Here is a 21,200-nt window from a genome sequence, read left to right as displayed (position 1 = left end):
CGGGCGCCGCACCGGCCACGCGCGGCCGGCCGGGGGACCGGCCGGCCGCGCGCCGTCAGAAGCCCCTCGTGCGCTTGGCCGCGCGGCGGGTCGCCGCCGTCGCCGGCGCCCGCAGGAACATCCGGGCCAGCTCGCCGCCCAGGTTCACGCCGATCGCGATGGCCAGCGCCAGCGCCGCCGCGCGCGCCAGCGACGCGAAACCGGCGTCCATGTTGTTCTGCGCGATGTTGAGGACGCCGTAGTACATCGCGGAACCGGGCAGCAGCGGCCCGATCGCCGCCGTCACGTACGGCAGCGACGTCGACCGCTCGTACCGCGCCATCAGCTGCCCGAACAGGCCCACCAGCCCGGCCGCCAGCGCCGTCGCCAGCATCGCCGACCCCCCGGCCGTCACCGCGACCGCCCCGAACACGACCCAGGCCACCGCGCCGTTCACCATCACGAACACCACCGTGGAACGTTCCTGCTGGAGCAGGACCGCGAAGGTCAGCGACAGCGCCATCGCCGCGAGGATCGACACCACCGGCCGCTCCGCCGGCGCGAGGGTCCCCTCCGGGCTCAGCTCCGCGCCCACCTGCACGCCCACGTACAGCGTCGTCAACACGCCCACCACGATCGCGACGAAGAAGTACACGACCTCCAGCAACCGCGCCGACGCGGTGATGTAGAAGCCCGTCAGGCCGTCCTGCACGGCCGCGACCAGCGCCCGCCCCGGGATCAGCGCGAACAGCCCGCCCGTGATCACCGCCGACGGCCGCAGCCCCGCGTGGAGCAGGCTCACCACCACGCCCAGCGCCGCGGGCGGCACCGCCGCCACCGCGAACTGGTAGAACTCCGGCAGCCCCCGCCCCGCCGCCAGCCACGCCAGCCGGTCGCCGAGCATCGCCCCCGCGGCCGCGATCAGGAACACCGTCACATCGCCGCCCAGCAGCACCGACGCCGCACCGGCCAGACCGCCCGCCGCCAGGGTCAGCACCCAGCCGGGGTACGGGTGCCGGTTGCGGCGGATCAGCGCCAGCCGCCGGTACGCGTCCTCCAGGGTGACGTCGACGTCCTCGGTGTTGATGTCCGTGACGAGCTGGTACACGGCCGTCAGCCGCGTGTAGTCGGTGCCGCGGCGCCGCACGATCCGGCTCGCCGTCACGGGGTCGTCCACCAGCGACGGCTGGTACGTGACCGACAGGAGCGTGAACGTGACCGTCGGCTCGCAGCGGTCCATCCCGTACGAGCGGCAGATCGCGAACATGGCCGCCTCGACGTCCTCGGCGCCCTCGCCCCCCGCCAACAGCAGCTCGCCGATGCGCAGCGTCAGGTCCAGCACGCGGGGCACGGCCGGGCCGGCGCCCTCCTCGTGCCGCTGCGCCGGCTCGGTCAGCGGACGCTCGCCCACCGGCATCCGCAGCATGGTCCGCATCCGGTCCTGCCACGGCGCGTCCTTCGACAGCCGGACCGCCGGCAGGCCCTGCGCGGGCGTGTACGCCGGGTGGGCCAGCCGCGCGTCGAACGTGGACGGCGGCGCGAACGCGGACCTCTCCGGCTCCCCGGACGGCTCCGCCGCGAACCCCTCCGGGACGGCGAACTCCGAACTCGGGTGGTCGTCCTCGGGCGGGCCCGGCGGCTCCACACCGGCAGGCGGGGTGAAGGCGCTGCGCGCCTCGTCCGGCTGCGGTTTGCGGTCCTCCTCCGGACCGTGCGGCTCCGCCACCACTGTGCCTGCCCACTCCCACTGATCGTCCGTCGCGTCGTCTCCGCCTGCCCGGGGCGCCGTGCCGTACTCCCGGTGCCGCACGCCTCCACGCGCGCGTGACGTGCCCGTTCCGCCCAGTATGGGCGTCCTTGCCCCGCCCGCACAGCACGGCGGGCGGCGCACCCGTGACGCTCGGGGTGCGCCGCCCGCCGGCGGAACGCGGTGAGGGGGCTGCCTCAGTGGGCGCCGCCCTGCTCCTTCAGGCGCTTGATGGACGCCTCGATCTCGGCCTCCGCCTCGGCACGGCCGACCCAGTCGGCGCCCTCGACGGACTTGCCCGGCTCCAGGTCCTTGTAGACCTCGAAGAAGTGCTGGATCTCCAGGCGGTCGAACTCGGACACGTGGTGGATGTCGCGCAGGTGCTCCATGCGCGGGTCCGACGCCGGGACGCACAGCAGCTTGTCGTCGCCGCCGGCCTCGTCGGTCATGCGGAACATGCCGATCGCGCGGCACCTCACCAGAACACCGGGGAAGGTCGGCTCGTCCAGGATGACCAGCGCGTCCAGCGGGTCGCCGTCCTCACCCAGGGTGCCCTCGACGAAGCCGTAGTCCGCCGGGTACACGGTCGAGGTGAACAGGTGGCGGTCGAGACGGATGCGACCGGTCTCGTGGTCCACCTCGTACTTGTTCCGCGAACCCTTCGGGATCTCGATGCAGACGTCGAACTCCACGGGTGGCTCCTCCAAGATCAACACAATGTCGGGTCACTGGACCGCCGTGATCACCGGGGTGCCGTGCTCGTGGCCCAGCTCAGTGGTTAAGTGTCCCTCACGCAACCGAGTGCTCGCGAAAGGGGCTGGTCAGCCGTGCTGGAGCGGAACGTGCTGCGGCTGGCCGCGGGCTCCGCCGCCGTCGGCGTCGCCCTGGCCGCCACGGTGGCGGGTCTCGCCGGTCCCTGGGACGGGGGTCAGCGTACGGCCGAACGCGACCGCGCCGCTGCCCGGGCCGCCACAGGTGGCGCACATCACGGCCGGGGCGCCGGGCCGGGCCCCTCCGTCGGCCGTGCGCCCGCGCCCGCGCCGAGCGCCCCCGCGGTCCTCACGCCCCTGGCGGCGCCCGCCCGCGTCCAGGACGCCCCCGCGCCCGCCCTCGCCGGGGCGCTCGACCCGCTGTTCCGCGACCCCGGCCTCGGCGCCCCGCGCACGGCGGCCGTCGTGGACGTGGCGACCGGCCGCCGGCTGTACGGGCACGGGGTGGCGGCCCCCATGCCCCCGGCCTCCACCATCAAGATCGCCACCACGGCGGCGGCCCTCTCGGCGCTGGGCCCCGACCACCGCCTCACCACCACCGTCGTCGCGTCGCGGGACGCCCGCACGGTCACCCTCGTCGGCGGCGGCGACCCGACGCTCGACGAGAGCCGCCTGAAGGCCCTGGCGGCGGCCACCGCGAAGGCCCTGCGCGCGCGGGGCGCGGCGCCCACGGCCCTGACGTACGACACCTCCCTGTACAGGGGCCCGGTACGGCACCGGATCGGCGTCAACGACAACATCGCCCCCGTCACGGCGCTCATGACCCGCTCCGCACGCCTCGACGACTCCACCTCCGGCCCGGCCCCGCGCGCGGGGGACCCGGCGGGGGAGACGGCGCGCGCCTTCGCGGAGCTGCTCGCGGCGCGGGGCGTCACGGTGTCCCCGGCTCCCCGGCCCGGCCGCGCCCCGCACCGGCCCCTGCGGCTCGCGGCGACGCACTCGGCCCCCCTGTCCACCCTGGTGGAGCGCACGCTGACGCACAGCGACAACGACCTGGCGGAGGCGCTGGCCCGGGCGACCGCCCGCGCGACCCGCCACCCCGCCGGCTTCGACGGCGCCGGGCGGGCGGTGCGGGCGCAACTGCGCGGGCTCGGCGTGCCGCTGGACGGCGCCGTCATCAGGGACGGCAGTGGCCTCGACCGCCGCAACCGCCTCTCCGCGCGCCTCCTCACCGCGCTCCTGGCCCGCGCCGCCGACCCCGCCCACCCCGAGCTGCGCCCCGTCCTGACGGGCCTCCCGGTGGGCGGCTTCAGCGGCACCCTGGAGGACCGCTACACGGACGGTTCCCCGGCGGCGGGCCTCATCCGCGCGAAGACGGGCACCCTGACGGGCGTGAACGCCCTGGCGGGCACGGCGGTGACCCACGACGGCCGCCTCCTGGCCTTCGCCTTCCTGGCGTCGAACACCCCGTCCCCGTACGAGGCCCAGCCGGCCCTGGACGCCCTCGCCACCGCCCTGACCGCCGCCCGGCCACGGCCCTGACCGCCGCCCGGCCCGCGGCGGCCCCCGCGTCCCGGCCCGCGCCCGCCGCCCCGGCCGCGCCCGCCCGCGTACGGTCCGCGTACGCCCGCGGGGTCACCCTTGTGGCGCGGAGCACGTACGGTTGACGCATGACGAGCATCGGTGGTGCCGAGATGGTCGACTGGAATCTCGCGGTGGCGACCGCGACCCGATTCGTGCGGCCCGGGCCCGAGGTGAGCCGCGACGAGGCCCGGGAGGTCGTCGCCGAGCTGCGGCGGCACGCCAAGGCCTCGGAGGAGCACGTCCGAGGGTTCACCCGCATGGTCCCGGAGGGGCACGAGCCCGAGGACACCCCCGTCCTCGTCGTCGACCGGGCCGGATGGATCCGGGCGAACGTGGCGGGCTTCCGCGAACTCCTCAAGCCCCTGCTGGACAAGATGGCGGAGCGCCGCCCGGGCGGCCCCGGCGGCGCCGTCCTCGGCGCGGTCGGCGGCAAGGTGACCGGCGTGGAGCTGGGCATGCTCCTCTCCTTCCTCGCCTCCCGCGTCCTCGGCCAGTACGAGACCTTCGCCCCCGCCACCCGCGAACTGCCCGCCGGGGAGAACGGCGGCGGCCGGCTCCTCCTCGTCGCGCCCAACATCGTCCACGTCGAGCGGGAGCTCGCCGTCGCCCCGCACGACTTCCGCCTGTGGGTGAGCCTCCACGAGGAGACGCACCGCACGCAGTTCACCGCCGTGCCGTGGCTGCGCGACCACCTGCGGAGCGAGATCCAGGCGTTCCTCGGCGCGACCGAGGTCGACCCGATGACCGTGCTGGAACGTCTCCGCGAGGCCGTCCAGACCTTCGCCGGCGCCCGGCCGGAGGCCGAGGAGGACGACGGCGGCCGTTCCCTCGTCGAGCTGGTCCAGACCCCGGAGCAGCGGGAGATCCTGGGCCGCCTCACGGCCGTCATGTCGCTCCTCGAAGGCCACGCCGACTACGTCATGGACGGCGTCGGCCCGCAGGTCGTGCCGTCCGTCGCGGAGATCCGCGAGAAGTTCCAGCAGCGCCGCGCGCGCGGGGCGTCCCGCCTCGACGCGGCGCTGCGCAAGCTGCTCGGACTGGACGCCAAGCTCCGTCAGTACCGCGACGGCGAGCGGTTCGTCCGGGCCGTCGTCGACGAGGTCGGCATGGCGGGCTTCAACCGGGTGTGGACCTCCCCGAACACGCTGCCCACGAAGGCCGAGATCGCCAGGCCGGCGGAGTGGGTGGCGAGGGTGCACCGCAAGGGGGAGTGAGGAAGCGGAACCGGTGTCCCCGGAACGGAGCCGCTCCAATCACCCATCCGAGGGACCGTGGGCGACGGATAGGCGTGCGATGCTCGGGTAACGGCTGTGTTCTGTCACCATCGACGCACGCTGAGTGACGGCCTGAGTGACCGAACCCTCCGTTCCGACCGTTAAGACTCCGACCGAGGCACCCCCCAACTTCCACGAAGGGCACCGGACATGGGTCCCCATCCTGCGGTCGCGGCGATACGCCTGGCGGTTCGCCGCGTACTCCACGACGTACTCAACGAGGTCTCCCGGAACACCGCCGCCCGCCCCGCGGCGGCAGCTCCCGCGCACCCGGACGCCACCGGCCCCGAGCGGGCCGCGCGCGCCGGCACCGACCGCGCCGGCGAGCCGCCGCTCGTGCTGGTCGCCTGCTCCGGCGGCGCCGACTCCATGGCGCTGGCCTCCGCCCTCGCCTTCGAGGCGCGCAAGCTGGCCGTCCGCGCCGGCGGCATCACCATCGACCACGGCCTCCAGCCCGGCTCCGACCTGCGCGCCGCCGAGGTCGCCTCCCGGCTCAGCGCCCTGCGGCTCGACCCGGTCGAGGCCATCACGGTGACCGTCGGCCGCGAGGGCGGGCCCGAGGCGGCCGCCCGCGACGCCCGGTACGCCGCCCTGGACGAGGCCGCCGAGCGCCTGGGCGCCGCCGCCGTCCTGCTCGGCCACACCCGCGACGACCAGGCCGAGACCGTGCTCCTCGGCCTCGCCCGCGGCTCCGGCATCCGCTCCCTGTCCGGCATGGCCGCCGTCTCCGGCGCCGCCGGCCGCTACCGCCGCCCCTTCCTGCACCTCGACCGCCAGACCGCCCGCAAGGCGTGCCTGGTCCAGTCCCTGCCCGTCTGGGACGACCCGATGAACGCCGACCCGGCGTACACGCGGTCCCGGCTGCGCCACGAGGGCCTGCCCGCCCTGGAGAAGTCGCTCGGCAAGGGCGTCGTGGAGGCCCTCGCCCGTACCGCGCAGCTCTGCCGCGACGACGCCGACGCCCTGGACCGCTGGGCCGCCGAGGCCGACGCCACCGTCCGCGACGAGGCCGGCCTGCTGGAGTGCGCCAAGCTGTACGCCCTGCCGCCCGCCGTGCGCCGCCGCGTCCTGCGCCGCGCGGCCATCGCCGAGGGCGCCCCGGCCGGGTCGCTGTTCGCCCGGCACGTCGAGGAGCTGGACCGGCTGATCACGGGCTGGCGGGGCCAGGGCGCCATCAACCTGCCCGGCCGCGTCGTCGCCCGGCGCCAGGGTGGCAGACTGGTCATCCGGCAAGGCTGACCGAAAACCGGCCGAGGCATCGGTCAGGAGGCCGTCCAGGCCGGTCCAGGCTGGCGCAGGCTGCAACGAAAGTGACCCGGGTGAACCAGAACGACATGGGTGCCGACCTCAAGTCGGTGCTCATCACCAAGGAAGAGATCGACGCCAAGCTGGCCGAGCTGGCGTCGAAGATCGACGCGGAGTACGCGGGCAAGGACCTGCTCATCGTCGGCGTCCTCAAGGGCGCCGTGATGGTGATGGCGGACCTGGCGCGCGCCCTGTCCACCCCCGTCACCATGGACTGGATGGCCGTCTCCTCGTACGGGGCGGGCACCCAGTCCTCGGGCGTCGTCCGGATCCTCAAGGACCTGGACACCGACATCAAGGGCAAGCACGTCCTGATCGTCGAGGACATCATCGACTCCGGGCTGACCCTGTCCTGGCTGCTCTCCAACCTCGGCTCGCGCGAGCCGGCCTCCCTGGAGGTCTGCACGCTGCTGCGCAAGCCCGAGGCGGCGAAGGTGGCGATCGACGTGAAGTGGATCGGCTTCGACATCCCCAACGAGTTCGTCGTGGGGTACGGGCTGGACTACGCCGAGAAGTACCGCAACCTCCCGTTCGTCGGGACGCTCGCGCCGCACGTCTACGGCGGCTGACGGCCCGGGGCCGCGGCGACCCGGGAACCCTGGCCGCCTCCTCCGCGTTGGACGTGGGGAAGGCGGCCACGGGCGACAATGCTGGGGTACCGTCCGAAGAACAGCTTTTTTCCACACCCGTGCTGACCCAGACGCCAGCACGTAGTCTCACACTCTCACAGCAGCATTTACCTACGGGCAGGAGGGACGGGGCGTCATCGCTCCGTATGGATGGACGTGAAGCGATACTTCCGTGGGCCGGTCATGTGGATCGTGCTGGCCGTCCTCGCCGTGGTCGTGTTGATGCAGGTCGTCGGCTCGTCGGGCGGCTACAAGACGGTGGACACCGGCAAGGTCGTCCAGGCGATCGCCAAGAACCAGGTCGACCAGGTCAAGCTGACCACCGGCGACGAACAGATGATCAAGGCCGACCTGAAGGACGGCCAGAAGATCGACGGCAGCGACAAGATCCAGGCGAGCTACATCGGGACCCAGGGTTCCGACCTCGCCGCGACGCTGCAGCAGAAGTACGAGGCCGGTGAGATCGAGGACGGCTACACGATCTCGCCGACGAAGCAGAGCGCCTTCGTCTCCGTGCTGCTCTCGCTGCTGCCCTTCGTCCTGATCGTCCTGGTCTTCCTCTTCCTGATGAACCAGATGCAGGGCGGCGGCTCCCGCGTCATGAACTTCGGGAAGTCCAAGGCCAAGCTGATCACCAAGGACACCCCCAAGACGACGTTCGCCGACGTCGCCGGCTCGGACGAGGCCGTCGAGGAGCTCCACGAGATCAAGGAGTTCCTCCAGGAGCCCGCCAAGTTCCAGGCCGTCGGCGCCAAGATCCCCAAGGGTGTGCTGCTCTACGGCCCGCCCGGAACGGGCAAGACGCTCCTGGCGCGCGCCGTCGCCGGCGAGGCGGGCGTCCCCTTCTACTCGATCTCCGGCTCCGACTTCGTCGAGATGTTCGTGGGTGTCGGCGCCTCCCGCGTCCGCGACCTCTTCGAGCAGGCCAAGGCGAACGCCCCGGCGATCGTCTTCGTCGACGAGATCGACGCCGTCGGCCGGCACCGCGGCGCGGGCCTCGGCGGCGGCCACGACGAGCGCGAGCAGACCCTGAACCAGCTGCTCGTCGAGATGGACGGCTTCGACGTCAAGGGCGGCGTCATCCTGATCGCCGCCACGAACCGCCCGGACATCCTCGACCCGGCCCTCCTGCGCCCCGGCCGCTTCGACCGCCAGATCGCGGTCGACCGCCCGGACATGCAGGGCCGCCTGGAGATCCTCAAGGTCCACCAGAAGGGGAAGCCGGTCGCGCCCGACGTCGACCTGGCCGCCGTCGCCCGCCGTACGCCGGGCTTCACCGGCGCCGACCTGTCGAACGTGCTGAACGAAGCGGCGCTCCTCACGGCGCGCAGCGACAAGAAGCTCATCGACAACCACATGCTGGACGAGGCGATCGACCGCGTGGTCGCGGGCCCGCAGAAGCGGACCCGGATCATGTCGGACAAGGAGAAGAAGATCACCGCGTACCACGAGGCCGGTCACGCCCTCGTCGCCGCGGCGTCCCCGAACTCCGACCCCGTCCACAAGATCACCATCCTGTCCCGCGGCCGTGCCCTGGGCTACACGATGGTCCTGCCGGACGAGGACAAGTACTCGACCACGCGCAACGAGATGCTCGACCAGCTCGCGTACATGCTGGGCGGGCGCGCCGCCGAGGAGCTGGTCTTCCACGACCCGACCACGGGCGCGGCCAACGACATCGAGAAGGCCACGGCCACGGCCCGCGCGATGGTCACGCAGTACGGCATGACCGAGCGACTCGGCGCGATCAAGTTCGGCGGCGACAACACCGAGCCGTTCCTCGGCCGCGAGATGGCGCACCAGCGCGACTACTCCGAAGAGGTCGCCGCGCTGGTCGACGAGGAAGTCAAGAAGCTCATCGAGACGGCGCACAACGAGGCGTGGGAGATCCTCGTCGAGAACCGCGACGTCCTCGACAACCTGGTCCTCCAGCTCCTGGAGAAGGAGACCCTCGGCAAGGAGGAGATCGCCGAGATCTTCGCCCCGATCGTGAAGCGCCCGCCGCGCCCGGCGTGGACCGGCTCCTCGCGGCGTACGCCGTCGACGCGGCCGCCGGTGCTCTCCCCGAAGGAGCTGGCGCTGACCAACGGCGCCACCCCGTCGACGGCCACCACGGCCACGCCGGTGGAGACCACGAAGGCCACCGACGCGGTCCCGGAGGACCGTCCGGAGTCCTGACCCCGGATCCCACCCGGAATGGATGCCGCGCCCCCCAGGTTCTAGCCTGTGGGGGCGCGGCGTTCGCGCACTCAGGGAAGACGGAACGAGGCACACATGACCGACGCGGTGACGCTGGACGGCGAGGGCACGATCGGCGAGTTCGACGAGAAGCGCGCCGAGAACGCCGTGCGCGAACTCCTCATCGCGATCGGCGAGAACCCGGACCGGGAGGGACTGCGGGAGACGCCGGCCCGGGTCGCGCGGGCCTACCGGGAGATATTCGCCGGCCTCTGGCAGGAGCCGGAGGACGTGCTGACCACGACCTTCGACCTCGGCCACGACGAGATGGTGCTGGTCAAGGACATCGAGGTCTTCTCGACCTGCGAGCACCACCTGGTGCCCTTCCGCGGCGTGGCCCACGTCGGCTACATCCCCTCGACCTCCGGCAAGATCACCGGCCTGTCGAAGCTGGCCCGGCTGGTGGACGTGTACGCGCGCCGCCCCCAGGTGCAGGAGCGGCTGACCACGCAGATCGCCGACTCGCTGATGAAGATCCTCGAACCGCGCGGCGTGATCGTGGTCATCGAGTGCGAGCACATGTGCATGTCCATGCGCGGGATCCGCAAGCCCGGCGCCAAGACCCTCACGTCGGCCGTGCGCGGCCAGCTCCGGGACGTGGCGACCCGCGCCGAGGCGATGAGCCTCATCATGGCGAACTAGCGGCGCACGGCCGCGCGCGGAGCCACGCGGGGCGTACGCGGGCGTGGACGGCCCGGCGGGGGCGGTGCCCCGGCGGGGGCGGTGCCCCGGCGGGGGCGGTCACGCCGTCGTCGGGGAGGCGCCCGGGGGCTCGTCGTCCTCGGGGAGCCGGCACACCCGCTCCAGGAACAGGGCCGCCGCGACCACCGCGATGCCGGCCAGGACGGCGAAGCCCGCGTAGAGGGCCTGGTCGCGGCGGGCCGGGACGTCCAGGGAGCCCAGCAGGAAGACCCCGGTCCCCCCGTACATTCCGCTCACCGCGGCCGTGACCAGCGCGCTGGCCTGGCCGAAGACCACCGCGCGGGCCGCCAGCAGCGGCTCCACGCCCTTCGCGCCGGGGCGGCGCTCCCGCTGCGCCTTCAGGCGGGAGCGCAGGGACAGCGCCGTCGCCGCGAGGACCGCCGCGATCGCGGCCAGCACGATCGGCGCGGCCAGCGGGACGCTCGGCAGCGTGCCGAACGCGTCCCACAGCCGGGCGCCGCCCCAGGAGAGGACTCCGGCCACCACGAAGAGTCCGGCCAGTACCTTGACCCTCAGTTGCTTCACCGGTGTCCTTCGCGTCTGTCGGTGCTGTTGCCTGCCGTTCCGTACGGGCAACGGTCAGTCGGGGAGGCGGAGTTCCAGGTCGCCGCGGACGGTGACGCCCTCCTGGGCGACACCGGCCAACAGGTCCGCGACCCGGCCCGCCCCCGGGAGCTGGGCCTCCGGCTCCACGTCCAGCCACGGGCGCAGCACGAAGGCCCGCTGGTGGGCGCGCGGGTGGGGCAGGGTGAGGGCCGGGTCGTCGGAGACCTCGTCCGCGTACGTCACGATGTCCACGTCGACGGTCCGGGCGCCCCACCGCTCCGTGCGCACGCGGTCGAAGGCCTCCTCCACGGCGTGCGCCCGCTCCAGCAGCGACGAGGGGGGCAGCGTGGTCTTCACCACCACCACGGCGTTCAGGTACGGGGGCTGGGCGTCCGGCTCGACGCCCCAGGGCTCCGTCTCGTAGACCGGCGACACGGCCTTGACCCGCACGCCGGGCGTGTCCTCCAGGGCGTCGATGGCGCCCTGGAGGTTCTCCAGGCGGTTGCCGAGGTTGCCGCCGAGGGAGAGGACGGCCAGCCTCGGGTTGGTCAGCGTCGTGTCGGCGGCGTCGACCTGCTCCGTCACGGAGGCGGGCACCGGCTGTACCGTCGGGTCGCTGGGCGTGCGGTTCATACGCGGCTCCGGGTGATCGTGATGGTCACGTCGTCGAACGGGACGGTGATCGGGGCGTCCGGCTTGTGCACGCACACCTCGACCTCCTGGACACCCTCGTGCTTGAGGCACCGCTGGGCGATGCGCTCGGCCAGCGTCTCGATCAGGTCGACCGGCTCTCCCCGCACCACGTCGACGACCTCCTCGGCGACGATGCCGTAGTGGACGGTCTTGGTCAGGTCGTCCTCCGCGGCGGCGGGCCGGGTGTCGAGGCCCAGTACCACGTCCACGATGAACGTCTGGCCCTCCTCCCGCTCCTTGGGGAAGACGCCGTGGTGCCCGCGGGCCTTGAGGCCGCGCAGTGCGACACGATCCACGCGAATCACTCCTGCTGTCGTAGGTCTGGGCGGCTCCCGGCCGGGTGCGGTCGGTCCGGTCGCAGCCCCTCGAATCTACCCGCGGCCACCGACACGGCCCGCACACGGTCCCGCCGGCGGTTTCCCCACGGCCCGTCTACCCGCTCGGAGCGCTCACACCGCGCTCTCGTCGTCCTCCTCGTCGTCGGATTCCGCCAGGACGGGCGAGCCGTGGTGGGACCAGACCTTCCAGCCGTCCGGGGTGCGGCGGAACACGTTCGTCGCGACGACCAGCTGCCCGACCAGCGGGCCCAGCTCGGCGCCGTCCTCGGCGGGGCCGCCGCTGAGGATGTTCTCCGTACAGGTCACCACCGCCGTGTCCGCCGCGACCGACACCTTCACATCGGTCAGGAAGAACTGGATGTACTCGGTGTTCGCCATGATCAGCGCGTACGAGCGGAGGACCTCGCCCCGGCCCGACAGCACCGGCCAGCCCGGGTGGACGCAGGAGATCCCGCCGTGCCGCTCGTCCAGCCACAGGTCGGCGACCGCTTCAAAGTCGCCCTGCTCCACCGCCTCGTAGAAAGCGGTGTTGGCCCGCTCGACCGCCTCGGTGTCCGTGCGGGCGCCGCTCACGAGGTGGCGCCCTCGACGGCGCGGGCCACGCGGACCGCGTCCGCCGTCGCGCGCACCTCGTGGACGCGTACGGCCCAGGCGCCCTCGTGGGCGGCGATCGCGGAGACCGCGGCCGTCGCGGCGTCCCGCTCCCGCGCCGGCGGCGGGGCGTGCCCCTCCCCGGCCAGTACGCGGCCCAGGAACCGCTTCCGGGAGGCGGCGACCAGCAGGGGGCGCCCGAGGGCCCGCAGCTCCGCCAGGTGCGCCACGAGGGCCAGGTCGTGCTCGGCCTGCTTGGCGAAGCCCAGACCGGGGTCGACGATGAGCCGTTCGGGGGCGACGCCGCCCGCGACGACGGCCTCCACGCGCGCGTGGACCTCCGCGACGACCTCGGCGACCACGTCGTCGTAGACGGCGAGGCCGTTCATGCCCTCGCTGAAGCCGCGCCAGTGCATCACGACGAACGGCACTTCGGCGGCGGCGACGGACGGGACCATGTCCGGGTCGGCCAGGCCGCCGCTGACGTCGTTGACGAGCACGGCGCCCGCCTCCACGGCCCGGCGGGCGACCGACGCGCGCATCGTGTCGACGGAAACGGTGACCCCTTCCGAGGCCAGGCCCCGTACGACCGGCACGACCCGCCGCAGCTCCTCGTCCTCGTCCACCCGGCTGGCGCCCGGGCGCGTCGACTCCCCGCCGACGTCCACCAGGTCCGCGCCCTGGGCGACCAGCTCCAGGCCGTGCTTGACGGCGGCGGTGGTGTCGAACCAGCGCCCGCCGTCGGAGAAGGAGTCGGGCGTCACGTTGACGACGCCCATGACCGCGCAGCGGTCCCACTCCGGCAGCCCCTGGACCGTACCCCGTCCGCGCAACGTACTCATGCCCCCAGCCTAGGCCCGCGCGGGGGACGGGGTGCCGACCGGGCCGGGCCCCCCGGGTCCGGCCGGGTGGCGGCCCGCCCCGGGCGCGGGCGGGGCCTCAGGCCGCGCGCACGCCCTGCCCGGGCGCGACGTGGGCGCAGGGGCGGGCCGGGCGGGCGGCGCGGCGGCGGAACGGGCGGGGCGGGGCCACGTTCACGAAGCCCTCGGCCTGCATCGCGGCGAAGCCGATGCGGGGCAGGTCGCGCGTGGTGCGGTACACGACGAAGCGGGGCTCCCAGCGCGGCTGGAACTTCGCGTTGAACTTGTACAGCGACTCGATCTGGAACCAGCGGGACAGGAAGACCAGCAGCCCGCGCCACACCCGCAGGACCGGGCCCGCGCCCAGCCTCTCGCCGCGGGCCAGCGCCGAGCGGAACATCGCGAAGTTCAGCGACACCCGTGCCACGCCCAGCCGTGGGGCCGCCTGGAGGGCGGCGACGATCAGCAGTTCGTTCATGCCGGGGTCGGCGGACCGGTCGCGGCGCATCAGCTCCAGGGACATGCCGTCCGGCCCCCACGGCACGAAGTGGATGATCGCCTTCAGGTCGCCGTACGGGGACGTGTCCGCCGTGTCGTCCGCCTTGTGGGCGGTCGCGACGACCGCGTCGCCGTCCGCCGGGTCCCCGATGCGGCCCAGGGCCATGGAGAAGCCGCGCTCGGTGTCGGTGCCCCGCCAGTCGGCGGCGGCCCGCCGGATGCGTTCCAGCTCGCCGTCCGGCAGGTCACGGGCGCGCCGCACCCGGGTCTCGTAGCCGTTGCGCTCGATGCGCTTGACCATCTGGCGCACGTTCCGCATGGCGCGCCCGGACAGGGAGAAATCCGCGACCTCCACCACCGCCTCGTCGCCCAGCTCCAGCGCGTCCAGGCCGGTCTCGCGGGTCCAGACCTGGCCGCCGGTCTCGGAGCAGCCCATGACGGCGGGCGTCCAGGAGTGTGCCTTGGCCTCGTCCATGAACCGCTCGATGGCGCCCGGCCAGGCCTCCACGTCCCCGATCGGGTCGCCGCTGGCCAGCATCACCCCGGAGACGACGCGGTACGTGACGGCGGCCTTGCCGCTCGGGGAGAAGACGACCGCCTTGTCGCGGCGGAGCGCGAAGTGGCCCAGCGAGTCCCGCCCGCCGTGCCTGGCGAGCAGCTCCCGCAGCCGGGCCTCGTCGTCCCCGGTGAGCCGGGCGACCGGGTGCTCGGGGCGGAACGCCAGGTAGACGGTGGTGACGGCGGTGAGCAGGCCGAGCGCGCCGAGCGAGTACCCGACCGTCCAGGAGACGCCGCCGCCGTACGCGACGGGCCCCTCGATGCCGAACAGGCCGAGCAGGACGTGCTCCAGGCGGTCGCTGAGGCCGGGGTCGCCGACGATCCGGCCGGGGTGGGCGCTCACGACGACCAGGCCGAGGCCCAGCGATCCGGCGCCCATGAGGACGAAGTTGGCCAGTGCCCGCCAGCGGCTGCGCGGGTCCGGCAGTGCCGCGAACTCCCCGCGGTGGCGCAGCAGCAGCGCCAGCAGGGCCAGCGACAGCAGTACGCCGACCACGGAGTGGCGGTACAGGAACTGCGCCACCGCCCCCGCCGGGAGCAGGATCACCGCGGCCCGCCAGGCACGGCGCTTGCGGCGCTTCAACCCGTGTGCGAGCAGGAGCAGCAGGACGCCGACGCTGAGCGACAGCGCGGCGGACAGCGGGCCGAGCGTGCCCGGCAGGACCCCCACCAGGTCGTGGAACCGGCTCGCCCGGAAACGGGGGAACACCCCGGCGGCGATGTCGACCAGGCCGGTGAACGTGCAGGCCGTGCCGACGAGCGAGGGCACCTTCTCGGCACGCGGTCCGCGCAGGACTCGGCGCACCCGAGCCGGAACCGATGCCGACTTATCCCCATCTACCGTGACAGACATGGCTTCCTGTGGCTCTGCGAGAGATTGACGCGTTCCCGTGGCCCGGACGGTGCCGGGGCCGGACAACCGGACGATGTGCGCCCTCTAGGACGGCACGCCCGCGTGGAGGGTTCACTCGCGCCCCCGGAAAATCTCGACGAAGAAGAAGGCTTGGACGACGCATGGGTCTCACCAGCAACAAGGTCCTGGCACTGGCCGCCCTCGTGGCCGTCGCGCTGTTCGCGGCCACGGTGTGGCTGTGGCCGCGGCTCGCCCGGCGGTCCTGGCGCGCCGTGCTCGGCAGGGCCGGCCTGCTCCTGGCGACCCAACTGTCGCTCTTCGCGGCCGTGGGCCTCGCCGCGAACGGCCACTTCCTCTTCTACGGCTCCTGGGCGGACCTCCTGGGCCGGGAGCAGGAACCGGGTGTGGTCGTCGACCACCCGGCGGGCACCGGCCGCGTCAGGGTCGTGGAGACGCGCCCGACGGACGTGCCGGGCGGCCACCGCCCGCAGGTCGGCGGCCAGATCCAGAAGGTCGTCATCCCGGGCGGGAAGTCGGGCATCGACAGCCCCGCGTACGTCTACCTGCCGCCGGAGTACTTCCAGCCCGCCCACGCGGGGCGCGTCTTCCCCGCCGCCGTCGTCCTCACCGGTTACCCGGGCACCGCCGAGAACCTGCTCAAGGGCCTGCGCTACCCGCGCACCGCGTACGAGCAGGCCAAGGCCGGGAAGATGCAGCCGATGGTCCTGGTGATGCTCCGCCCGACCGTCGCGCCGCCGCGGGACACCGAGTGCGTGGACGTGCCGGGCGGGCCGCGGACGGAGACGTACTTCGCCGAGGACCTGCCGAGGGCGGTCTCGGAGACGTACCGGGTGGGCCGGGCGGCGCGGAACTGGGGGATCATCGGCAACTCGACCGGCGGCTACTGCGCGCTGAAGATCGCGCTGCACCACCCGGACCGGTTCGCGGCGGGAGCGGGCCTCTCGGCGTACTACGAGGCGGCCGAGGACATCACGACCGGTGACCTGTTCCGGGGCGACGCGGGGCTGCGCGCCCGGGCCGACCTGCTGTGGAGCCTCGACCACCTGCCGCAGGGCCGGTCGTCGTTCCTGGTGACCACCTCCCGGCGGGGCGAGGGGAACCTGAAGGGGACGCGGGACTTCATCGCGAAGGTGCGGTCCCCCGCGCGCGTGTCGTCGATCACGCTGGACAGCGGCGGCCACAACTTCGGCACCTGGAACCGCGAGATACCGCCCGCCCTGGTCTGGCTGGGCGGGCGCCTCAGCGCGGCGTGACGCCGCCCGCGGACCGGCGCAGCGCCTCGTGCAGCCGCTCCGGGGTGAGGACGCCCAGGTAGCGGCCGTCGGCGGGGTCCACGACGGGGATCCAGCCCGCGTCGTACCGGAGCATCGCGGAGAACGCCTCCTTCAGGGACCCGCCCAGCGGCACCCGCGCCTCCATGGGCCGGGCGCGCTCCCGTACGGTGCCGGCCTCCCCGGCCGCCCCCGCGTCGGCCGGCAGCCAGCCGTACGGGCGGCCGTCGGCGTCGAGGACCACGGCCCGCGCGCCGCCCCCCGCGCGCGCGAGCGGGTCGTCGAGGCGTACGGCGGGGGGCCGGTCGAGGTGGGCCTCCTCGACCGGGGTGACGGACAGCCGCCGCAGGGCGCGGTCGGCGCCCACGAACTCCGCGACGTACGGGGTGGCCGGGGCGCCCAGGACGGCGGCGGGCGCGTCCAACTGCTCGATCCTCCCGTGCCCGTACACGGCCATGCGGTCGCCGAGCCGGACCGCCTCCTCCAGGTCGTGCGTGACGAACAGGACCGTCTTGCGCATCCGGGACCGGAGCTTCAGGAACTCGGTCTGCAGGTGCTCCCGCACGACCGGGTCGACCGCGCCGAACGGCTCGTCCATCAGCAGGACCGGCGGGTCGGCCGCGAGGGCGCGGGCGACGCCGACGCGCTGGCGCTGGCCGCCGGAGAGCTGGTCGGGGTAGCGGTCGCCGAAGGCGCGCGGGTCGAGGCCGACCAGGTCCAGCAGCTCCGCCGCGCGCGCGTGGGCCTCGGCGCGGCGGGCGCCCAGGAGGCGCGGCACGGTCGCCGTGTTCTCCAGGACCGTGCGGTGCGGGAAGAGGCCGACCTGCTGGATGACGTACCCGATGCGGCGGCGCAGCTCCACGGGGTCGGTGGCGGCGACGTCCCGGCCGTCGACGAGGACGCGGCCCGAGGTCGGTTCGACGAGCCGGTTGACCATCTTCATGGTGGTGGTCTTGCCGCAGCCGGACGGGCCGACGAGGGTGACCAGCTCGCCCTCCGCCACCTCGAACGACAGGTCCTCGACGGCCGTCGTGCCGTCCGCGTAGCGCTTGGTGACGTGTTCGAAGCGGATCACAGCTCCCCCTTGTGGCGCGTGGTGGCGTTGGGGCCCATGGTGCCCGTCCGGAGCGTCTTCCGGACGATTGTCGGTGCCGGGCGTTAGGGTCGTTCCCATCGAACACCACAGCGACGGCCGGGGGTTGGCCCCCGTCCGGGGAGCGGGGGAGGTGGGAGGCGATGAGCGGCTGCCTGGCGGCCAACGACTGGATCTGCCCGGAGTACGTGCGCTCCCGTGCCCAGGAGCTCGTCGACGCCACCGTGCAGCACGTGTGGATCACCGGCGTGTCGGTCCTCCTCGGGATCGCCGTGGCCTTCCCGCTGGCGCTGCTCGTACGGGCCAGACCGGCGTTCGGCGGGCCCGTGCTGGGGCTGACGACCGTGCTGTACGCGGTCCCGTCGCTCGCGATGTTCTCGCTGCTGCTCCCGCTGTTCGGACTGTCGGCGGCGCTGGTGGTGACGGGCCTGGTGCTGTACTCGCTGACGATCCTCGTCCGGAACGTCCTCGCCGGCCTCGCCGCCGTGCCCGCCGAGACGCGGGAGGCCGCCCGCGGGATGGGGTACGGGCCGGCGCGGATGCTGTGGGAGGTCGAACTGCCGCTGGCGCTGCCCGCGCTGCTGGCCGGGGTACGGATGGCGACGGTGTCGACGGTCGCCCTGACCACCGTGGGCGCGCTGGTGGACTACGGCGGGCTGGGCACGCTGATCACCGGTGGCCTCAAGAGCTTCTTCAAGGCCCAGGTGCTGACCGCGTCGGTGCTGTGCGTGCTGCTGGCGGTCACCGCCGACGTGCTGCTCCTGGGCCTCCAGCGGCTGCTGACGCCGTGGACGCGCGCGTCGCGGGCGCGGGCGCCCCTGCCCGTGCCGGAGCGGCGGGCGGCGCCGGGCGGCGCCGGGAAGGCGGGCTGAGCGGTGGGCGTGGTGGGCGATGCCTGGACGTGGCTGACGACCGGGGCCAACTGGCAGGGCGAGAGCGGGGTGTGGCACCGGCTGGGGGAGCACCTGTGGTTCAGCGGCGTCTCCCTGCTGGTCTCCTGCCTGATCGCGCTGCCCCTGGCGTTCTGGCTGGGCCACGTCGGCCGGGGCGGCGCCCTGGCGGTGAACGTGTCGAACGCCGGGCGGGCGGTGCCCACGCTGGCGGTGCTGGTGCTGCTGACGCTCACCCCACTGGGCCGGCACGGCGGCATACCGACGGTCGTCGCGCTGGTGCTGTTCGCCGTGCCGCCGCTGCTGACCAACGCGTACCTGGGCGTGCGGGAGGTGGACCGGGCGGTCGTCGAGGCGGCGCGCGGCATGGGGATGTCGGGCGGCCAGCTGTTCCGCACGGTCGAACTGCCGCTCGCCCTGCCGATGGTGATGACCGGTCTGCGGCTGGCCGCCGTGCAGGTGATCGCCACGGCCACGCTCGCCGCGATGGCGGGCGAGGGCGGCCTGGGCCGGATCATCACCGCCGGTTTCCACACCTACGACACCGCTCAGGTGTTCGCAGGGGCGCTGCTCGTCGGCGCCCTCGCCCTGCTCGTCGAGGGCGTGCTGGTGGCGGCGGGCAGGGTGCTCGCGGGCCATGGACCCAACGGACGGAGACCTGAATCGTGATGAGTGGAAGCACCCGCCTGGCCGGTGCGGTTCTGGGCGTGCTCGCGCTGACCGGCGGGCTCGCCGCGTGCGGCGGTAGCAGCCTGGAGGAGCGCGGCGGGGCCTCCGGCGAGCCCTCCGGCCCGGCGTCCGGGACGGCGTTGGTCGTCGGCTCGGCCGGTTTCACCGAGTCGCAGGTGCTCGCGGAGCTGTACGCGGGCGTCCTCGCCGACGCCGGGTACCGCACGTCCATCAAGACGGTCGAGAACCGCGAGCTGTACGAACCATCCCTGGAGAAGGGCGAGATCGACGTCGTACCGGAATACGCCGCTACGCTTGCGGAATTCCTGAACGCGAAGGTGAACGGGCCGAAGGCACCGGAGGAGAAGCCCGTCGCGTCCAGCGATGTGACGGCCACCGTGGCCGCCCTGGAGAAGCTCGCCGCGCCGCGCGGACTGAAGGTCCTTCCGGCGGGTGAGGCGGTCGACCAGAACGCTTTCGCGGTGAGCGGGGAATTCGCCGCGCGACACAAGCTGAAGACGCTTTCCGATCTTGGCCGTTCGAAGCTGAAGGTGAAGATCGCCGCGGGTGACGAGTGCGCCGTGCGGCCGTTCTGCGCGCCCGGCCTGAAGTCCGTCTACGGAATCGACGTGGCGGGCATCGACCCCAAGGGCGTGGGCACGCCGCAGGCCAAGCAGGCCGTGAAGGACGGCGTCGACCAGCTCGTGCTCACCACGACGACGGACGCCACGCTCGACGCCTTCGGACTGGTGCTCCTGAAGGACGACAAGAAACTGCAGAACGCCGACAATGTGCTGCCCGTCGTCAATGCCGAGGACGCCGGATCACCCGCGATCGCCACCGCCCTCAACAAGATCACCAAGGCTCTGTCGACCGCCGATCTCGTCGAGTTGAACCGGAAGGTCGACGCCGAGCGCGCAAAGCCCGCCGACGTCGCGAAGGCTTACCTGGAGGAGAAGGGACTGATCGGCGGGTAACGGCCGCCGGTGCGGGGAAGTGGAGTGGTCGGCCCGGACGGATCGCGTGGGCAAAACGTTGCCGGGCCGACGCACCAAAGGCCCCGTACGCACGGTAAATTTCAGGCCATGCCACGTGGACGCCACCGCCATTCCCCACCCCTGCACCGGCTGCTGCCGCCCTCCGCGGTGGCCGGCGCGTCCGTCCTCTGCGCCGGGGGCGCCTGGCTCCTGGCCGACCCGCTCGGCCTGCGCCTGCTCGTCGCCGCCGCGGCGGCGGTCGCCGTCACGGGCGCGGTCCTCATGCGTGCCTGGGACCGCACGGCCGGCCGGCGCGTCGCCGAACTGACGCGCGCCCGCGCCGGTGACCAGTGGAAGACCGAGGAGCGCATAGCCGAGCTGGAGGCCGACCTCGACGAGGCCCGCGAACTGCGGGCCAAGCTCGACGCGAAGCTGCGCGCCAAGCGGGTCGAACTCGCCGGCCTCCGCAACGAGCACGCGGAACTGCTGCGCCGGTACGCCACCGCCGAGACGGAGCGCGCCAGCGCCCTGGAGGGCCGCCGCCAACTCACCCTGGGGTCCGCCGCCCCCGGCGCCCCGGCGGCCGGGACCGGGGCGACCGGCACCCCGACGGGCAACGGGGAGCCGGCGACCGCGTCCTTTGCGCCGACCCGGGACGACTACCTCCGCGCCGCGCGGGCCCTCGACGGCCTCACGCGCAACGCCGCCGCCCAGGAGGCCCGCAGGAGCGCCGGGACCGCGCCCCGTCCCTCGGGCACCGCCCCCGGCACCACCGGGACGTCCGCCCTCGCGATGCGCCCCGTCCCCGCGGCGGCCACCATCGCCCCGTACGCCGCCCAGCGCCGCCCCGTCCCGCGCCCCGCGGGCAGCTTCGACTTCTTCGGCACGCAGAAGGGCGCGGGCCGGCGGGGCGGCACCGGCAAGCAGGCCCCCGCCGCCATCGAGGCCGCCGTCCAGGACGAGGACCTGGCGGACGTCGTGGGCGAGGAGGCCCTCGCCGCCGCACGGCCGGCCGGGCGGCCGGACGGGGAGGGGGCCGTCGGCGAGGTCATCGACCTCACCGCGCACGACGAGACCGAGCAGCTCGACGTGGCCGAGCTGCGGGACGCGGTCAGCTCGTAGGGCGCCCTCCGCACGTACGCGCGCGAGGACGGCGGCCGGGGACGGGGTCCCC

At 73.8% G+C, this 21,200-nt stretch carries 20 protein-coding genes; 11 read left to right on the top strand and 9 right to left on the bottom strand.

Annotated features, from left to right (window positions below):
- Window positions 1-55 precede the first annotated feature (55 nt).
- Both AC07D6_RS24740 and AC07D6_RS24735 read right to left on the bottom strand, forming a co-directional pair.
- Window positions 56-1,708 carry a threonine/serine exporter family protein gene (locus AC07D6_RS24740; RefSeq protein ID WP_315875940.1) on the bottom strand — a complete coding sequence of 551 codons (1,653 nt, stop codon included), beginning with the start codon at window positions 1,706-1,708 and terminating at the stop codon, window positions 56-58.
- Between the two features lie 215 nt (window positions 1,709-1,923).
- On the bottom strand, window positions 1,924-2,418 hold the full coding sequence (locus AC07D6_RS24735) for an inorganic diphosphatase (protein ID WP_315875939.1): 495 nt from the start codon (window positions 2,416-2,418) through the stop codon (window positions 1,924-1,926).
- Between the two features lie 135 nt (window positions 2,419-2,553).
- Here AC07D6_RS24735 and dacB point away from each other — a divergent pair, with 135 nt between their 5' ends.
- The 6 genes from dacB (at window position 2,554) to folE (ending at window position 10,108) form a co-directional block, all read left to right on the top strand.
- Entirely contained in the window at window positions 2,554-3,978 is a 1,425-nt protein-coding gene (gene dacB / locus AC07D6_RS24730; RefSeq protein WP_479047733.1) for a D-alanyl-D-alanine carboxypeptidase/D-alanyl-D-alanine endopeptidase, read from the top strand.
- Between the two features lie 128 nt (window positions 3,979-4,106).
- Window positions 4,107-5,234 carry a zinc-dependent metalloprotease gene (locus tag AC07D6_RS24725; protein WP_315875937.1) on the top strand — a complete coding sequence of 376 codons (1,128 nt, stop codon included), beginning with the start codon at window positions 4,107-4,109 and terminating at the stop codon, window positions 5,232-5,234.
- Between the two features lie 210 nt (window positions 5,235-5,444).
- Entirely contained in the window at window positions 5,445-6,533 is a 1,089-nt protein-coding gene (tilS, locus tag AC07D6_RS24720) for a tRNA lysidine(34) synthetase TilS (protein ID WP_479047729.1), read from the top strand.
- Between the two features lie 95 nt (window positions 6,534-6,628).
- Entirely contained in the window at window positions 6,629-7,168 is a 540-nt protein-coding gene (hpt, locus tag AC07D6_RS24715) for a hypoxanthine phosphoribosyltransferase (protein ID WP_037947448.1), read from the top strand.
- 210 nt (window positions 7,169-7,378) lie between these two features.
- On the top strand, window positions 7,379-9,406 hold the full coding sequence (ftsH, locus tag AC07D6_RS24710; RefSeq protein WP_315875935.1) for an ATP-dependent zinc metalloprotease FtsH: 2,028 nt from the start codon (window positions 7,379-7,381) through the stop codon (window positions 9,404-9,406).
- A 96-nt stretch (window positions 9,407-9,502) separates the two neighbouring features.
- Window positions 9,503-10,108 carry a GTP cyclohydrolase I FolE gene (folE, locus tag AC07D6_RS24705; protein ID WP_315875934.1) on the top strand — a complete coding sequence of 202 codons (606 nt, stop codon included), beginning with the start codon at window positions 9,503-9,505 and terminating at the stop codon, window positions 10,106-10,108.
- A gap of 99 nt (window positions 10,109-10,207) precedes the next feature.
- On the opposite strand, the gene AC07D6_RS24700 is transcribed toward folE, so the two are convergent.
- From AC07D6_RS24700 to AC07D6_RS24675, 6 genes are all read right to left on the bottom strand, one after another.
- Window positions 10,208-10,693 (bottom strand): DUF3180 domain-containing protein, encoded by a 486-nt coding sequence (locus AC07D6_RS24700; RefSeq protein WP_315875933.1) that lies wholly within the window; start codon window positions 10,691-10,693, stop codon window positions 10,208-10,210.
- A 54-nt stretch (window positions 10,694-10,747) separates the two neighbouring features.
- Window positions 10,748-11,347, bottom strand: a complete 600-nt coding sequence (gene folK / locus AC07D6_RS24695) for a 2-amino-4-hydroxy-6-hydroxymethyldihydropteridine diphosphokinase (protein ID WP_315875932.1) — start codon at window positions 11,345-11,347, stop codon at window positions 10,748-10,750.
- The gene (folB, locus tag AC07D6_RS24690; RefSeq protein ID WP_315875931.1) at window positions 11,344-11,703 is read right to left on the bottom strand and encodes a dihydroneopterin aldolase; all 360 of its coding nucleotides are present in this window, start codon (window positions 11,701-11,703) and stop codon (window positions 11,344-11,346) included. Before folB ends, folK begins: the two co-directional genes overlap by 4 nt.
- A 153-nt stretch (window positions 11,704-11,856) precedes the next feature.
- A complete protein-coding gene (locus AC07D6_RS24685; protein ID WP_315875930.1) occupies window positions 11,857-12,318 on the bottom strand; it encodes a nuclear transport factor 2 family protein in 462 nt (153 codons plus the stop codon).
- Window positions 12,315-13,178 carry a dihydropteroate synthase gene (folP, locus tag AC07D6_RS24680; RefSeq protein WP_479047724.1) on the bottom strand — a complete coding sequence of 288 codons (864 nt, stop codon included), beginning with the start codon at window positions 13,176-13,178 and terminating at the stop codon, window positions 12,315-12,317. Before folP ends, AC07D6_RS24685 begins: the two co-directional genes overlap by 4 nt.
- 97 nt (window positions 13,179-13,275) lie before the next feature.
- Window positions 13,276-15,105 carry a phosphatidylglycerol lysyltransferase domain-containing protein gene (locus AC07D6_RS24675; protein ID WP_479047722.1) on the bottom strand — a complete coding sequence of 610 codons (1,830 nt, stop codon included), beginning with the start codon at window positions 15,103-15,105 and terminating at the stop codon, window positions 13,276-13,278.
- 161 nt (window positions 15,106-15,266) lie between these two features.
- On the opposite strand from AC07D6_RS24675, the gene AC07D6_RS24670 reads away from it, so the two are divergent.
- Window positions 15,267-16,379, top strand: a complete 1,113-nt coding sequence (locus AC07D6_RS24670; protein ID WP_479047720.1) for an alpha/beta hydrolase — start codon at window positions 15,267-15,269, stop codon at window positions 16,377-16,379.
- Here AC07D6_RS24670 and AC07D6_RS24665 read toward each other — a convergent pair.
- The gene (locus AC07D6_RS24665) at window positions 16,366-17,472 is read right to left on the bottom strand and encodes an ABC transporter ATP-binding protein (protein ID WP_479047718.1); all 1,107 of its coding nucleotides are present in this window, start codon (window positions 17,470-17,472) and stop codon (window positions 16,366-16,368) included. The genes AC07D6_RS24670 and AC07D6_RS24665 overlap by 14 nt on opposite strands.
- A gap of 161 nt (window positions 17,473-17,633) precedes the next feature.
- Here AC07D6_RS24665 and AC07D6_RS24660 point away from each other — a divergent pair, with 161 nt between their 5' ends.
- The 4 genes from AC07D6_RS24660 to AC07D6_RS24645 all read left to right on the top strand — a co-directional run bounded on the left by AC07D6_RS24660 (window position 17,634) and on the right by AC07D6_RS24645 (window position 21,148).
- Window positions 17,634-18,362, top strand: coding sequence for an ABC transporter permease (locus AC07D6_RS24660; RefSeq protein WP_315875925.1), 729 nt, complete (start codon window positions 17,634-17,636; stop codon window positions 18,360-18,362).
- Between the two features lie 3 nt (window positions 18,363-18,365).
- On the top strand, window positions 18,366-19,049 hold the full coding sequence (locus AC07D6_RS24655) for an ABC transporter permease (protein WP_315875924.1): 684 nt from the start codon (window positions 18,366-18,368) through the stop codon (window positions 19,047-19,049).
- A complete protein-coding gene (locus AC07D6_RS24650; RefSeq protein WP_479047715.1) occupies window positions 19,049-20,026 on the top strand; it encodes an ABC transporter substrate-binding protein in 978 nt (325 codons plus the stop codon). Before AC07D6_RS24655 ends, AC07D6_RS24650 begins: the two co-directional genes overlap by 1 nt.
- Window positions 20,027-20,134: 108 nt before the next feature.
- Window positions 20,135-21,148 carry a coiled-coil domain-containing protein gene (locus AC07D6_RS24645; protein WP_479047713.1) on the top strand — a complete coding sequence of 338 codons (1,014 nt, stop codon included), beginning with the start codon at window positions 20,135-20,137 and terminating at the stop codon, window positions 21,146-21,148.
- Window positions 21,149-21,200: the final 52 nt, after the last annotated feature.

The organism is Streptomyces sp. NPDC045287 (genome assembly GCF_056432325.1).
This window is presented reverse-complemented; position numbering and strand designations above follow the sequence as displayed.